At 68.8% G+C, this 12,679-nt stretch carries 15 protein-coding genes; 10 read left to right on the top strand and 5 right to left on the bottom strand.

All coding sequences use genetic code 11. From position 1 onward, the window contains the following. Positions 1 to 3 precede the first annotated feature (3 nt). The gene (locus ABZY89_RS18530) at positions 4 to 369 is read left to right on the top strand and encodes a metallopeptidase family protein (protein WP_355229536.1); all 366 of its coding nucleotides are present in this window, start codon (positions 4 to 6) and stop codon (positions 367 to 369) included. Here the strand turns inward: ABZY89_RS18530 and crcB are convergent. From crcB to ABZY89_RS18515, 3 genes are read right to left on the bottom strand one after another with little or no spacing between them, the layout of a single operon-like run. Beyond that, a complete protein-coding gene (gene crcB, locus ABZY89_RS18525; protein ID WP_355229535.1) occupies positions 366 to 734 on the bottom strand; it encodes a fluoride efflux transporter CrcB in 369 nt (122 codons plus the stop codon). The genes ABZY89_RS18530 and crcB overlap by 4 nt on opposite strands. Continuing rightward, entirely contained in the window at positions 731 to 1,219 is a 489-nt protein-coding gene (locus ABZY89_RS18520) for a CrcB family protein (protein WP_355229533.1), read from the bottom strand. The genes crcB and ABZY89_RS18520 overlap by 4 nt, the downstream gene beginning before the upstream one ends. Positions 1,220 to 1,237: 18 nt before the next feature. Then, complete coding sequence (locus ABZY89_RS18515; protein WP_355229532.1) at positions 1,238 to 2,179, bottom strand: ATP-binding protein; 942 nt, start codon at positions 2,177 to 2,179, stop codon at positions 1,238 to 1,240. A gap of 310 nt (positions 2,180 to 2,489) precedes the next feature. On the opposite strand from ABZY89_RS18515, the gene ABZY89_RS18510 reads away from it, so the two are divergent. From ABZY89_RS18510 to ABZY89_RS18485, 6 genes are all read left to right on the top strand, one after another. Next, positions 2,490 to 3,932, top strand: coding sequence for an NAD(P)/FAD-dependent oxidoreductase (locus ABZY89_RS18510; RefSeq protein ID WP_355229530.1), 1,443 nt, complete (start codon positions 2,490 to 2,492; stop codon positions 3,930 to 3,932). A gap of 147 nt (positions 3,933 to 4,079) precedes the next feature. Continuing rightward, positions 4,080 to 4,919, top strand: a complete 840-nt coding sequence (locus ABZY89_RS18505) for an alpha/beta fold hydrolase (RefSeq protein ID WP_355229528.1) — start codon at positions 4,080 to 4,082, stop codon at positions 4,917 to 4,919. Next, a complete protein-coding gene (locus ABZY89_RS18500) occupies positions 4,916 to 5,860 on the top strand; it encodes a metal-dependent hydrolase (RefSeq protein ID WP_355229526.1) in 945 nt (314 codons plus the stop codon). Before ABZY89_RS18505 ends, ABZY89_RS18500 begins: the two co-directional genes overlap by 4 nt. Then, positions 5,857 to 6,933 carry a PDR/VanB family oxidoreductase gene (locus tag ABZY89_RS18495; protein ID WP_355229525.1) on the top strand — a complete coding sequence of 359 codons (1,077 nt, stop codon included), beginning with the start codon at positions 5,857 to 5,859 and terminating at the stop codon, positions 6,931 to 6,933. Before ABZY89_RS18500 ends, ABZY89_RS18495 begins: the two co-directional genes overlap by 4 nt. 60 nt (positions 6,934 to 6,993) lie before the next feature. After that, on the top strand, positions 6,994 to 7,527 hold the full coding sequence (locus tag ABZY89_RS18490) for a GNAT family N-acetyltransferase (RefSeq protein ID WP_355229523.1): 534 nt from the start codon (positions 6,994 to 6,996) through the stop codon (positions 7,525 to 7,527). After that, a complete protein-coding gene (locus tag ABZY89_RS18485) occupies positions 7,524 to 7,802 on the top strand; it encodes a hypothetical protein (protein ID WP_355229521.1) in 279 nt (92 codons plus the stop codon). The genes ABZY89_RS18490 and ABZY89_RS18485 overlap by 4 nt, the downstream gene beginning before the upstream one ends. A 6-nt stretch (positions 7,803 to 7,808) precedes the next feature. On the opposite strand, the gene ABZY89_RS18480 is transcribed toward ABZY89_RS18485, so the two are convergent. Continuing rightward, the gene (locus ABZY89_RS18480) at positions 7,809 to 8,579 is read right to left on the bottom strand and encodes an IclR family transcriptional regulator (protein ID WP_355229519.1); all 771 of its coding nucleotides are present in this window, start codon (positions 8,577 to 8,579) and stop codon (positions 7,809 to 7,811) included. Positions 8,580 to 8,648: 69 nt separating this feature from the next. Between ABZY89_RS18480 and ABZY89_RS18475 the strand changes: the two genes are divergently transcribed. From ABZY89_RS18475 to dmpG, 3 genes are read left to right on the top strand one after another with little or no spacing between them, the layout of a single operon-like run. Continuing rightward, on the top strand, positions 8,649 to 9,452 hold the full coding sequence (locus ABZY89_RS18475) for a fumarylacetoacetate hydrolase family protein (RefSeq protein ID WP_355229517.1): 804 nt from the start codon (positions 8,649 to 8,651) through the stop codon (positions 9,450 to 9,452). Between the two features lie 2 nt (positions 9,453 to 9,454). Further along, positions 9,455 to 10,423 (top strand): acetaldehyde dehydrogenase (acetylating), encoded by a 969-nt coding sequence (locus tag ABZY89_RS18470; protein ID WP_355229584.1) that lies wholly within the window; start codon positions 9,455 to 9,457, stop codon positions 10,421 to 10,423. 2 nt (positions 10,424 to 10,425) lie between these two features. Further along, a complete protein-coding gene (gene dmpG, locus ABZY89_RS18465; RefSeq protein WP_355229516.1) occupies positions 10,426 to 11,454 on the top strand; it encodes a 4-hydroxy-2-oxovalerate aldolase in 1,029 nt (342 codons plus the stop codon). 74 nt (positions 11,455 to 11,528) lie between these two features. Here the strand turns inward: dmpG and ABZY89_RS18460 are convergent, their stop codons facing one another. Beyond that, the gene (locus tag ABZY89_RS18460; protein WP_355229514.1) at positions 11,529 to 12,479 is read right to left on the bottom strand and encodes a ribonuclease Z; all 951 of its coding nucleotides are present in this window, start codon (positions 12,477 to 12,479) and stop codon (positions 11,529 to 11,531) included. Positions 12,480 to 12,679: the final 200 nt, after the last annotated feature.

Genomic DNA, 12,679 nt, shown 5'->3' with positions numbered 1-12,679 from the left:
AGAATGTCTTCTGTGGGGATTGAGATAAGCCCAGAGCGCTTCGACGAACTCGTGGACCAGGCGCTCGACGCCATTCCGGACGAGCTGGCTGCCCAGGTGCACAACCTCGTCGTGCTCGTCGAGGAGTGGCCGCCCGAGGGCGAGCCTCAAGACACCCTCGGTCTCTACGACGGTGTGGCGCTGACCGACCGTAACGACATCTACGGCCTCACGCTGCCGGACCGGATCTTCATCTTCCGCCAGCCTCTCCAGCAGATGTGCGCGGACGAGATCGACCTGGCCGCCGAGATCCGCATCACCGTCGTCCACGAGATCGCCCACCACTTCGGCATCGACGACGAGAAGCTCCACCAGCTCGGCTGGGCCTAGAGGGTCGATCCGATCAGCCAGCCGAGGCTGACCGCGACGGTCCCGACGGCGAGGGAGCCGAGGACGTTCAGCGCCGCCGACCGCCACCGGCCGTCCTCGGCCAGGCGGACGGTCTCGTAGGAGAAGGTCGAGAACGTCGTCAGCGCCCCGCAGAAGCCGGTGCCGGCCAGGGGGAGCACCCACCCTGGAAGTACGCCGCTGGAGGCCGCCCCGGCAAGCAGGCCGAGCACGAGCGAGCCGACGGCGTTGACCGCCATCGTCCCCCAGGGAAAGTCCGTGCCGGTCCACTCCCGGACGTAGAGGTCGGTCAGGTAGCGCGCCGGCGCGCCGATCGCGCCGCCGAGCAGGACCAGGAGCGCGGTCACCGATCGTCTCCTCGGCCCGGATCCGGGGCTGGGTCGGGATCGAGGTCGGGGTCGATGCCGTCGACCACGACCTCCCGGCCGCTGTCGAGCACGACCACCCGGCCGAGCGTCAGCCCGAGCCAGGCGGCGCCGATCCCGGCGACCACCGAGGCGAGCAGGTAAAGCATCGCGAGCGCGGGCGCGTGCCCGCCCAGGACGTACGTCTCGAGCTCGTAGGTCGAGAACGTGGTGTAGCCGCCGAGCACGCCGACCCCGAGGAACGGGCGCAGGTAGCGGCCCCAGAACGGGACAGTGGACCACGGGCCCAGGACGAATGCCATCAGCACGCCCAGCAGCAGGCAGCCGGAGACGTTGGTGAGGAAGGTCGCCCACGGCCAGGAGTGGCCGCCGTGGGGGAGGACCGTGGTGAGACCCCAGCGGGCCAACGAGCCGAGCGCTCCGCCGGCAGCGATGGGGGCGAGCAGGTCGCCATGCTCACGCAGCACGCCGACAGCGTACGGCTTCTAACGGAGCCCGGTCATCTGCGCCGCGCTCCACCTGGTGGGGCGCCCGCCGGCGGCCTGGGTGAGGTATTCGCCGAGGAACCAGCGCTGGAAGGTGACCTGCTCGGGCGAGCGGGCCAGGACGAGCAGCCGCTCCTGGCGGCAGAACTCGTCGATGAGATCGAGCATGTCGAGGAAGCGGCGCATCGTCTCGGCCGCGGACCGCGGCATGCGTACGTGCAGGTCCGCCGTCTCCCGGTCGCGGCCCGAGGTCGACCCGATCACCCCGGAGAGCTGGCCGTGGCCGAGGCCGTCGAGGAGCTGGCGCTCGAGCGAGCCGAACAGGGCCGAGAGGCTGGCGGCGAGCGGGTAGTCGTTGGCGTGGGCGAGCGAGAGGAGGCGTACTTCGCGCCGCAGCTCCCGGAAGTGGTGCTGGAAGCCCTTGTAGAGGGCGAGAGGTACGCCGAGGATGCTGACCTCGACCGCCTCGGTGCCGAGGCGCTCGGGCTTCGGAGGAGCGCCCGGAGGGCCGGTGATCACGCCCTCGACGCCGTCACCCTCGTCGATCTCGGCCGCGGGGGTGAACCAGACGATCTTGCCGGACGCGTCGATGTCGGCGCCCCAGGCCTCCGAGACGCTGGCCACGATCGAGAGGCCGCGACCGACCGTCAGCAGGACCTCGTCCTCGTCATCGAGGGCGAGCGGGACCGGCAGCAGGGGCGGCTCGATCGAGCCGTCACGGATCTCGACGCGGGGGTGGTCGACGGTGCCGCGCATCCGGATCGTGACCGGGGCGGTGCCGTGGAAGAGTGCGTTGGAGACGAGCTCGGAGACGCCGAACTCAGCGCAGTCGACGAGGTCGGTGCGCTCGATCTCCTCGCAGGCCGCTCGGACCCAGACGCGGGCGTCCTGAACGGCGCGGGAACCGGTGCGGAGCAGGAGAGCTGGCCGGCTCAACGGCATGTTCTCCTCCTCCGATCTCGCGCGTCGGGACACACGGTCTCGTTGTGTGCTGTTCGTTGAAAGAATTTTCCGCACTTGAAGGTGTCTGATCCGGGCCATGGACCACTAGGGCACAAGGTCCCGGTCGCCCTCACAGATTAAAGTCAAGTGGTTCCGACGGGCAACGGACACGCGGTCGAAACGCATACTCGGCGGCCGCCCGGCAACTGTGACGAAGTAGTCGCGCCCGGGAATGAACAGATCCGCCGGAATGGTTCAGAATATGAGGTGGAACGTTCAAAAGGTCTCGTTTGAGGTAGGGGATTAGTCAATGTCAGCGGACCAGGCAAAGCACCGGGTCGTCATCATCGGTTCCGGTTTCGGGGGTCTTTTCTCCGCGAAGGCGTTCAAGGGCCGCGACGACGTCGAGGTCACCTTGATCGCGAAGACGACCCATCACCTGTTCCAGCCGCTGCTCTACCAGGTGGCGACCGGGATCCTCTCGCAGGGCGAGATCGCCCCGCCGACCCGAGACATCCTGCACCGCCAGAAGAACGCCAGGGTGCTGCTCGGCGAGGTGACCGAGATCGACACCGAGGCCAAGCAGGTCACGGCACAGGTCCTCAACCAGGTGATCAGCGTCGAGTACGACTCGCTGATCGTCGCCGCCGGCGCCGGGCAGTCCTACTTCGGCAACGACCACTTCGCCGAGTTCGCCCCCGGCATGAAGTCGATCGACGACGCGCTCGAGCTGCGCGGGCGCATCTTCGGTGCGTTCGAGATCGCCGAGCTGACCGCCTCGCGCGGCGAGCCGATCGGCGACCTGCTCACCTTCGTGGTCGTGGGTGCCGGCCCGACCGGTGTGGAGATGGCCGGCCAGATCGCCGAGCTGTCCAACCGCGTACTGAAGAACGACTTCACCCACATCTCCTCGGAGAAGGCGCGCGTCGTGCTCGTCGACGCAGCGCCGCAGGTGCTGCCGCCGTTCGGGGAGAAGCTCGGTGCCAAGGCGGAGAAGGCGCTGGAGAAGGCCGGTGTCGAGGTCATCCTCGGTGCGATGGTCACCCACGTCGACGAGTTCGGCATCGAGATGAAGTTCAAGGACGGCCGGACCGAGCGGATCGGCTCGATCGCGAAGATCTGGGCCGCCGGCGTCCAGGCCTCTGAGCTGGGCAAGACGCTCTCGAAGCAGACCGGTGCCGAGCTGGACCGGGCAGGTCGGATCGCCGTCAACCCCGACCTGACCTTGCCGGGTCACCCCGAGATCTTCGTGGTCGGCGACATGATCAGCCTCGACCACCTTCCCGGTGTGGCGCAGGTTGCGATCCAGGGCGGCAAGCACTCGGCCAAGACGATCAAGGCCCGTTTGAAGAACAAGCCGGAGCCCGGCAACTTCAAGTACTTCGACAAGGGCTCGATGGCCACCATCTCCCGCTTCAACGCGGTCCTGATGATGGGCAGTTTCAAGCTCTCCGGCGTCCTCGCCTGGTTCGGCTGGCTGGTCGTCCACCTGGCCTACATGACCGGGTTCCGCAACCGGCTCACCGCGACCCTGCACTGGATGATGTCGTTCATCGGCAAGGACCGCTCCGAGCGCACCACCACCATGCAGCAGATCTTCGCCCGGGAGGCGCTCGAACGCGTCCCAGGCGGCATGGCCGCTCTCATCGACGACCCGGCCGAGGTCGCTCTGCAGGTCGAACGCCGTCGCAAGGAGCTCGAGGAGCAAGCCGCCGAGGAGTCGCGCCTGGCCGACTCCCACAGCGCCTCGTAGCCACTGCTTCCCGACCGACCCGCCGCAGACCATGTCTGCGGCGGGTCGGTCCATTTCCGCCATCCAGGACCGGTGCTTGCTATTGTTCGCGGACACGGTGTCTCATTAAACTGCTGATGAGAACACCCGCGATCGGAGGAGGTCCACGTGACTGAGGTGACCAAGAGGGTGGTCGAGACCACCGACGGGCTGATGCTCGCGGTCTACGAGCAGGGGCCGACCGATGCCGAGACCGTGGTGCTCGTCCACGGCTACCCCGACAACCACTCCGTCTGGGACGGCGTCGCCAAGGTGCTCGCCGAGCGCTTCCACGTCGTCGCCTATGACGTACGCGGCACGGGGGAGTCGGGGGTTCCGGACTCGACCGCCGGCTACCGCCTGGCGCAGCTCTCCGCAGACTTCAAGGCGGTCATCGATGCCGTCTCGCCCGACGCGCCGGTGCACGTCGCGGCGCACGACTGGGGCTCGATCCAGACCTGGGAGTCGGTGACCGACCCGGCGCTGAGCAGCCGGATCGCGACGTACGTCTCGATCTCGGGGCCCGACCTCGGGATGGCGACGACCTGGCTGCGCGAGCGGACCCACCTGGGGAGCTCGCTGCGGCAGCTGGCCCACTCCTGGTACGTCTTCGCCTTCCAGATGCCGCTGCTGCCCGAGGCGATGGTGCGCTCGGGGCTGCTCGCCAAGTTCGTCGGTGGCGAGGAGCGGCCGACGAAGGACCAGGTCAACGGGGTCGAGCTCTACCGGGCCAACTTCCTCGGCAAGCTGCTCCGTCCCTCGCCGCGGTCGACGGAGGTGCCGGTGCTGGTGATCGCCCCGCGTGACGATGCCTACGTGACGGTGCCGCTGCAGACCGAGGCGCCCCGGGCGTACGCGACGTCGCTGGTCACCCAGGTCATCGACGGCGGCCACTGGGTGGTGGCCGCGGATCCGGAGCTGGTCGCGGGCGAGATCGCGGCCTTCATCGAGAAGGAGGGTGTGCGATGAGCAAGCTGACCAAGGTGACCAAGGAGAGCAAGCGCGGGCATGAGCCGGCCAAGGTGGCCCTCCACCCGCGGAACGTGAAGTTCGACTGGAGCAAGCTGCCGCTGGTGTGGATCCCGGGCGAGGTCTTCGCCTCCCACTACGTCAACGTGCTGCACCTACTGCTGCCCGAGGGCGAGCGGTGGTTCGTCAAGGTGTTCTCCGAGATCCTGCCGCTGATCGAGGACGACCAGCTGCGCGAGGACGTGATCGGCTTCATCGGCCAGGAGGGCGTGCACGCCGCCGCCCACCAGGAGGTGCAGGACTACTTCACCGACAACGGTCTCGACGTACGTCCGTTCGCGGCCGAGATCGAGGCGCTGTTCCGCAAGATCCTGGGTGACCGCGACCTGACGGGCCGGGCCAAGGAGGAGTGGCTGATCGAGCGCGCCGCGATCATCGCCGGTCTCGAGCACCTCACCGCTGTGCTCGGCAACTGGGTGCTCAACTCGCCCGCGCTCGACGAGGCCGGTGCCGACGAGACGATGCTCGACCTGCTGCGCTGGCACGGTGCCGAGGAGGTCGAGCACCGCAACGTGGCCTACGACGTCTTCCAGCATGTCGATGGGCGCTACCTGCGTCGGGTCCGGTCGTACCTGCTCGGCGGCACCGCGCTGCTCGTGCTGTGGTGGCGCGGCGCGGGCTACCTGATGAAGAACGATCCGACCGAGCCCGATCCGGCCAAGCGGCCCAAGGCAGGGCTGTTCCAGTTGATCGACGCCGAACGTCGTGGGCTGGTGCCGGGTGTCGTACGCATCGGGTGGGCGACGTGGAAGTTCTTCCTGCCCGACTACGACCCGTCCAAGGAGGGGTCGACCGCCCAGGCGGTGAGCTACCTGGCCAAGTCTCCGGCGGCACTGCGGGCCGACGCGATCGCGGAGACGCACAGCGCGGAGGCCAAGTGACCCAGCCCGCGCACTACACCGCCCCGGACATCCCCGACTCGCGGCTCTACCGGGGCTTCGAGGCGATCGTCGGGGGCTACTGGACCAAGGCCGCCTACCGATCCTGGCGGCGTCGCAAGCCGCTCGGCAGGATCGACCGCGACCTGCACGTACGCGTCAGCCGTATCGACGAGGAGGGCCTCGACGTCAAGGCGATCTGGTTCGAGCGTGAGGACGGCGTCGAACTGCCCGCCTGGGATCCGGGGGCACATGTCGACGTGGTGCTGCCCAGTGGCCGGCTGCGGCAGTACTCGCTCAATTCCGACCCTGACGACCTCTCCGCCTACCGGATCAGCGTGCGCCGGATCGATCCGTCGGCCGGTGGGGGTCTCGGGTCAGTTGAGGCTCACCACCTTTCCGTCGGTGACCGGCTCGTCCTGAAGGGGCCGCGCAACGCCTTCCCGTTCGTCGACTCGCCCGCCGGCTATCTCTTCGTCGCCGGCGGCATCGGGATCACCCCGATCCTGCCGATGCTGCGCGACGTGGTGCGGCGGGGCGTGCCGTACGAGTTCGTCTACACCGGCCGCTCGCGCGAGACGATGCCGTTCCTCGCGGAGATCCGGGAGATCGTCGGCGACCACGAGATCCAGCTGTGGCCCGACGACGAGATGGGCCTCCCTGATGCGGCCAAGATCATCTCGCTCGCTCCGGAGGGTGCTGCGCTCTACTGCTGTGGGCCGATGCCGATGATCGATGCGATCCGCGCGCAGATCCCCGACCCGCAGATCGACACGCTGCACTACGAGCGGTTCTCGCCGCCGCCGGTGCTCGGCGGCCGCCCGTTCCGGGTACGTCTAGAGGACTCCGACGTCGAGGTGGAGGTGGGCGCCGAGGAGTCGGCGCTGACCGCCGTCCGCCGGGTTCGACCGGCCCAGGCGTACTCCTGTCAGCAGGGGTTCTGCGGCACCTGCCGGGTGCGGGTGCTGGAGGGTGAGGTCGAGCACCGCGACCACGCGCTGGCCGACTACGAGCGCGAGGGCCACATGATCCTGTGCGTCTCGCGTGCGAAGGGAACCGTGGTGATCGACGGCTGATACCCGTCGTTGTGCGATAACGGTTTGTTCCGGCGGGCTGTGGGCTGGTCTGCTTGCGACATGACAGCACTTGCCCTTCCCTCGCTCGATCTCTACGACTCCTGGACGGCGTCCGTCGCCGAGTTCGGCGGGGCTCATGTCGACGGCGCCGCCATCCCCGACGAGGAGGCCGCCGACGTGAGCCGGGAGGCGTGCGAGCGGCTGGTCGCGAAGACCGCGCGGGACCGGAACCTCACGATCCCGCCGCCCGCCGGGCGGGTGCACGCCTCGTCCTACTGGATCACCGACGACGGCCAGGTCGTCGGGTTCATCCAGCTTCGGCACGAGCTCAACGAGTTCCTGGAGAACGTGGGTGGCCACATCGGCTACTCGGTGCGGCCTTCGTCCCGTCGCCAGGGGCACGCCCGGCGAGCGCTGGGCCTGGTGCTCGATGAGGCCCGGGCGCTGGGCCTCGAGCGCGTCCTGATCACCTGCGACGAGGACAACGGTGCCTCGGCGCGCACCATCGAGTCCCAGGGCGGCGAGCTCCAGGACGTCATCGACGCGGCTGCGTACGGCTACGGCCCCACCCGGCGCTACTGGGTCAAGCTGTGACGGAAGACGGTGTCGCCACCGAGGGGGAGGTGGAGTGGGCGCTGGCCGGTGACCCCGCCGCGCCCGCCGAGCTGGTCGAAGAGGTGCTGACGGCGCTGCGCACCACCGGACGTACGCCCGAGGTGGGCGTCGATGTGCTGCGCGCCGCTGCCTTCCGGCTCGTCTCCGAGGACAGGCTCGACGAGGTCGGCCGCGGCTGGCTGGAGCTCCTCGACGCCGTCCGGGCGCATCCGGACGCCAGGTTGGTCGACCTGCCGCCGGCACGCACGGACTGACCCGGGTCAGCTGGACAGGGAGCGGCGGCGACTCGCCAGGCTGGAGAGGCCCTGGGCCGCGGCCCGGACGATGGTCACGTGGGACTCGGGGCGGAAGCGGCCCACCGGACCGGTGACGCTGATCGCGGCGAGCGCCTTGTCGCCGCCCTCGGCGAGGACCGGGGCCGCGATGCACTGCAGCCCGGCGGCCGACTCCTCGCGCTCGAAGGCGACGCCGTTCTCGAGCACGGCGGCGAGCTGCCGCTCCAGCAGGCCGGGCGCCACGATCGTGTGAGGCGTACGCCGTTCGAGGGGGCTGCTGAGGACCTCCTGCTGCACCTCGGGGTCGGCGTAGGCGAGCAGGACCTTGCCGATCGCGGTGCAGTGGACCGGCATCCGGCCGCCCGGCCGGGAGGGTGACTTCGCCTGGCGGTGGCCGCCGATCTTGGCGACGTAGACGACGTCGTGGCCCTCCCGTACGCCGAGGTGGACGGTCTCGTGGGTGCGCTCGTAGAGGTCCTGGAGGAACGGCATCGCCAGCTCCAGGAGCGAGCGCTCGACCGAGGCCCGCATGCCGAGCTCGAAGAGGCCGCCGGAAAGGCGGTAGCCGAGGTTGGTGCGGTCCAGGAGGCGGTTGGTCACCAGGTCACCGGCGACACGATGGGCGGTCGCCTTGGGGAGTCCGGTGCGGCGTACGAGCTCGGCCAGCGAGAGCACCTGGTCGTCGACCGTGAAGGCCCGCAGGATGGTCACCGCCTTGCCGAGCACGGTGTCGAGATCGGCAGGCTCGTGTGGCATGAGATCACCGTACCGGTCAGCGGGACGCCTACCCCGCTTCTTTCGGCCAACTGCTGAGACCGTGGGGACATGAACGAAGTGACCTCCCCGTCCGATGCTGCCGTCGATGCCGCGGCAGATCGGCTGCTGACCGCCTCGGTGACCGGCACGCCCGTACCGCCGATGCGGGATCTGCTGGACGCGACCGACCTGAAGACGGCGTACGCGATCCAGGAGCGCCTCACCGCCACCCGGCTCGCCGGCGGGGCGAAGATCGTGGGCCGCAAGATCGGGCTCACCTCCAAGGCGGTGCAGGAGCAGATCGGCGTGGACACCCCCGACTTCGGCGTGCTCTTCGACGACATGGCTCACCCCGACGGGGGCGTGATCCCTGACGGCGCGATTCTGCAGCCGCGGGCCGAGGCCGAGATCGCCTTCGTGCTGGCCGCCGACCTGGCCGACGGTGACCTCTCCTACGACCAGGTCAGGGAGGCCATCGACTACGCCGTCGCCGCGATCGAGATCTGCGGCAGCCGGATCGCGGACTGGAAGATCTCCTTCGGCGACACCGTCGCGGACAACGCCTCCGCGGGCGCCTACGTCCTCGGGACCGAGCGCCGACGGCTGGACGAGTTCGAGCCCAAGGACGTCTCGATGTCGATGTCGATCGACGACGAGGAGGTCTCGACCGGAACCGGGGCGGCTTGCCTGGGTGACCCGGTCAACGCCGTCCAGTGGCTGGCTCGCTACGCCCGCGACTTCGGTGAGCCGCTGCGCGCCGGCCAGCTCATCCTCTCGGGCGCTCTCGGGCCGATGCGGCCGATCGCCCCGGGCGACACCGTCCGTTCCACCGTGTCGGGCCTCGGCTCGGTGGCCTTCAGCGTAGGGAAGTGACCATGCCAGTGGAAAGCACAGCCAAGACCAAGGTGGCGATCATCGGGTCGGGCAACATCGGCACCGACCTGATGATCAAGGTGATGCGTACGTCGCAGCACCTGGAGATGGGCGCGATGGTCGGGATCGACCCGTCCTCCGACGGGCTCGCCCGGGCGGAGCGGTTCGGTTTCGCGACGACCGCCGATGGGGTCGAGGGCCTGATCGGGCTGCCCGGGTTCGACGACATCGAGATCGTCTTCGACGCGACCTCGGCCAAGGCGCACGTCGCCAACGCGGCCGCGCTGGAGCCCTACGGAAAGCGTCTGATCGACCTCACGCCCGCGGCGATCGGGCCGTACGTCATCCCGGCCGTCAACATCGACGAGCACATCGACGCCCCGAACGTGAACATGGTGACCTGCGGCGGGCAGGCGACGATCCCGATCGTGGCCGCGGTCGCGCGGGTGGTGCCGGTCGCCTACGGCGAGATCGTCGCCTCGATCTCGTCGCGCTCGGCCGGTCCCGGCACCCGGGCCAACATCGACGAGTTCACCGAGACCACCTCGGGCGCGATCGTGCAGGTCGGCGGTGCCAAGCGCGGCAAGGCGATCATCATCCTGAACCCGGCCGAGCCGCCGCTGATCATGCGCGACACCGTGTATGCGCTGGTCGAGGGCGGGTCGCGTTCCCTGGAGGAGCTGACCGCGGAGATCACCGAGTCGGTCGAGAAGATGGTCGGTGACGTCGCCGCGTACGTCCCCGGCTACCGGCTCAAGCAGAAGGTGCAGGTGCAGGAGATCCCCTCGGATCAGCCGGTGGAGACGCTGCTGGCCGAGGGCGAGACGACCCGGCCCACCCATCAGGTGTCGGTGTTCCTCGAGGTCGAGGGCGCCGCGCACTACCTCCCTGCGTACGCGGGGAACCTCGACATCATGACCTCGGCCGCATTGCAGATGGCCGAGCGCATCGCCGCGGCGAAGGAGAACTGACGATGAGCACGCCCATCTATGTCCAAGAGGTCTCGCTGCGCGACGGCATGCACGCCGTACGCCACCGGATCACCCCCGAGGACGTCAAGCGGATCGTCATCGCCGCCGACGAGGCCGGCGTCGACGCCATCGAGGTCGCCCACGGCGACGGCCTGACCGGCGGCTCGGTCAACTACGGCCCCGGCTCCAACAGCGACTGGGAGTGGATCGAGGCGGCGGCCTCGGTCATCAAGAACGCCCGCCTGACGACCCTGCTGCTTCCCGGTGTCGGCACCATCCACGACTTGAAGCGCGCCTACGACCTGGGTGTCCGCTCGGTCCGGGTCGCGACCCACTGCACCGAGGCCGACGTTTCGGCCCAGCACATCGCCGCCGCGCGCGAGATGGGCATGGACGTCTCCGGATTTCTGATGCTCAACCACATGGCGCCGACCGAGGTGGTCGCCCAGCAGGCGAAGCTGATGGAGTCCTACGGCGCCCACTGCGTCTACATCACCGACTCCGGCGGCCGGCTCACCATGAACGATGTACGTGACCGCGCCCGTGCCTATCGCGATGTGCTCAACGACGAGACCGAGATCGGCATCCACGCCCATGAGAACCTGTCGCTGTCGGTGGCCAACTCGGTCGTCGCGGTCGAGAACGGCGTCTATCGTGTCGACGCCTCGCTCGCCGGTCACGGCGCCGGTGCCGGCAACTGCCCGATCGAGGCGCTCATCGCGGTCGCCAACCTGTCGGACTTCAAGCACAACTGCGACCTGTTCAAGCTCCAGGACGCCGCCGACGACATCGTCCGCCCGCTCCAGGATCGCCCCGTCCGCGTCGACCGCGAGACCCTCACCATGGGCTACGCCGGCGTCTACTCCTCCTTCCTCCGCCACGCCGAGAACGCGAGCGCCCGCTACGGCGTCGACACCCGCGACATCCTCATGGAGTGCGGCCGCCGGGGTCTGGTGGGTGGCCAGGAGGACATGATCGTCGACATCTGCCTCACGAAGCTCGAGGAGCAAGAGGCGTCCGCCGGCGCCTGACCGATTCATCTCGACGAACGTGGGAGTCCTGGTGTCACTGGGTGACGTCGGGACTCCCGCGTCGTCGCGTCGAGCTATCCCCGGGGAGGAACAGGCACTCGATCGAGGTCGCGCGCGATGGTGAGCTGACCGTCGTACGCCTTGCGTGCCTCGGCCTCGAAGACCCGCTCGAACTCGCCGTCGCCGGAATCGGGGTAGCGCTGCGAGAAGTGGGTGAGAACGAGGTGGCGTACGTCCGCAGCGGCCGCGATCTCGGCAGCCCGTAGCGCGGTGAGGTGACCGTACTCGGCGGCAAGGTGCCGATCGGTATCGAGGAAGGTGGACTCGATGACCAGCAGATCGACGCCGTCCGCGAGCTCACCGGCGGCGTCGCACGACCGGGTGTCCATCACAAAGGCCATCGACTGCCCCGGGCGCGGAACTGTCACATCTGCCAGTCGTACCACGCGGCCGTCCAGCTCGATCACGCCGTCCCGTTGCAGTCGGCCGACGGCGGGTCCGCTCAGGCCCGCCTCGGTGAGCTTCGTGGTGTCGAAGGACCGGGCGTCGGGCTCGTCGAGTCGATAGCCATACGCCTCGATGGTGTGGTCGAGACGTCGTGCGGTGAGCGTCGTACCGGACTCGCCGGGGAGCCGGTCCAGGGTTCCATCACTTGTGAGACCTTGAAGCGCCAGCTGCTCACGGTGGTGGAAAGCGGTCGAGTCGCACAGGTTCCGCACCCACTGCTCGCCGGAAGCCGGGAACGAGATCGGCACCACGCGAGGTGAACCGTCGAGGCTGATCCGTTGCACCACGCCGGCCAGACCGAGGCTGTGGTCACCATGTAGATGGGTGATCGCGATCCGGGTGAGATCTGAGGCGGCGACGCCGGCATGCGTCATCTGCCGCTGAGTGCCCTCACCGGGGTCGAACAGGATCGTCTCGTCGTCCCAGTGGAGTACGTAGCCGTTGTGGTTCCGGCGCTTGGTCGGCACCTGGCTTGCCGTGCCGAGAACGACCAGTTCGCGGGCAGACGTGCGGGGCAAGGTGGGATTCCTTTGACGTGGTGGAGGCAGCCCGGCGTACGAGGTGGCCCGGCGCCGCGGAGCCGTTGCGGACAACACTAGGCCGCTCGCCGCTCACGGTGCGATGGGTTTCCGGCGGCACTGTATCGCGAAATCACGATAAGGCACCCGTATCGTGAAATCGCGATACAGTGCTGGTATCGCGAAATCACGATAGGAGA

The sequence above is a fragment of the Nocardioides sp. NPDC006303 genome (assembly GCF_040613175.1).
GTDB lineage: Bacteria > Actinomycetota > Actinomycetes > Propionibacteriales > Nocardioidaceae > Nocardioides.
Note: the sequence above shows the minus strand (reverse complement) of the source record. Positions and strands in the feature narration are given on the sequence as shown.

What these genes read in the sequence shown, in the direction of transcription:
- ABZY89_RS18530 (WP_355229536.1), top strand. Translation starts at nt 4, where the DNA reads ATGTCTTCTGTGGGGATTGAGATAAGCCCAGAGCGCTTCGACGAACTC.
- ABZY89_RS18515 (WP_355229532.1), bottom strand. Translation starts at nt 2,179, where the DNA reads ATGCCGTTGAGCCGGCCAGCTCTCCTGCTCCGCACCGGTTCCCGCGCC.
- ABZY89_RS18510 (WP_355229530.1), top strand. Translation starts at nt 2,490, where the DNA reads ATGTCAGCGGACCAGGCAAAGCACCGGGTCGTCATCATCGGTTCCGGT.
- ABZY89_RS18500 (WP_355229526.1), top strand. Translation starts at nt 4,916, where the DNA reads ATGAGCAAGCTGACCAAGGTGACCAAGGAGAGCAAGCGCGGGCATGAG.
- ABZY89_RS18490 (WP_355229523.1), top strand. Translation starts at nt 6,994, where the DNA reads ATGACAGCACTTGCCCTTCCCTCGCTCGATCTCTACGACTCCTGGACG.
- ABZY89_RS18480 (WP_355229519.1), bottom strand. Translation starts at nt 8,579, where the DNA reads ATGCCACACGAGCCTGCCGATCTCGACACCGTGCTCGGCAAGGCGGTG.
- ABZY89_RS18475 (WP_355229517.1), top strand. Translation starts at nt 8,649, where the DNA reads ATGAACGAAGTGACCTCCCCGTCCGATGCTGCCGTCGATGCCGCGGCA.
- ABZY89_RS18470 (WP_355229584.1), top strand. Translation starts at nt 9,455, where the DNA reads ATGCCAGTGGAAAGCACAGCCAAGACCAAGGTGGCGATCATCGGGTCG.
- dmpG (WP_355229516.1), top strand. Translation starts at nt 10,426, where the DNA reads ATGAGCACGCCCATCTATGTCCAAGAGGTCTCGCTGCGCGACGGCATG.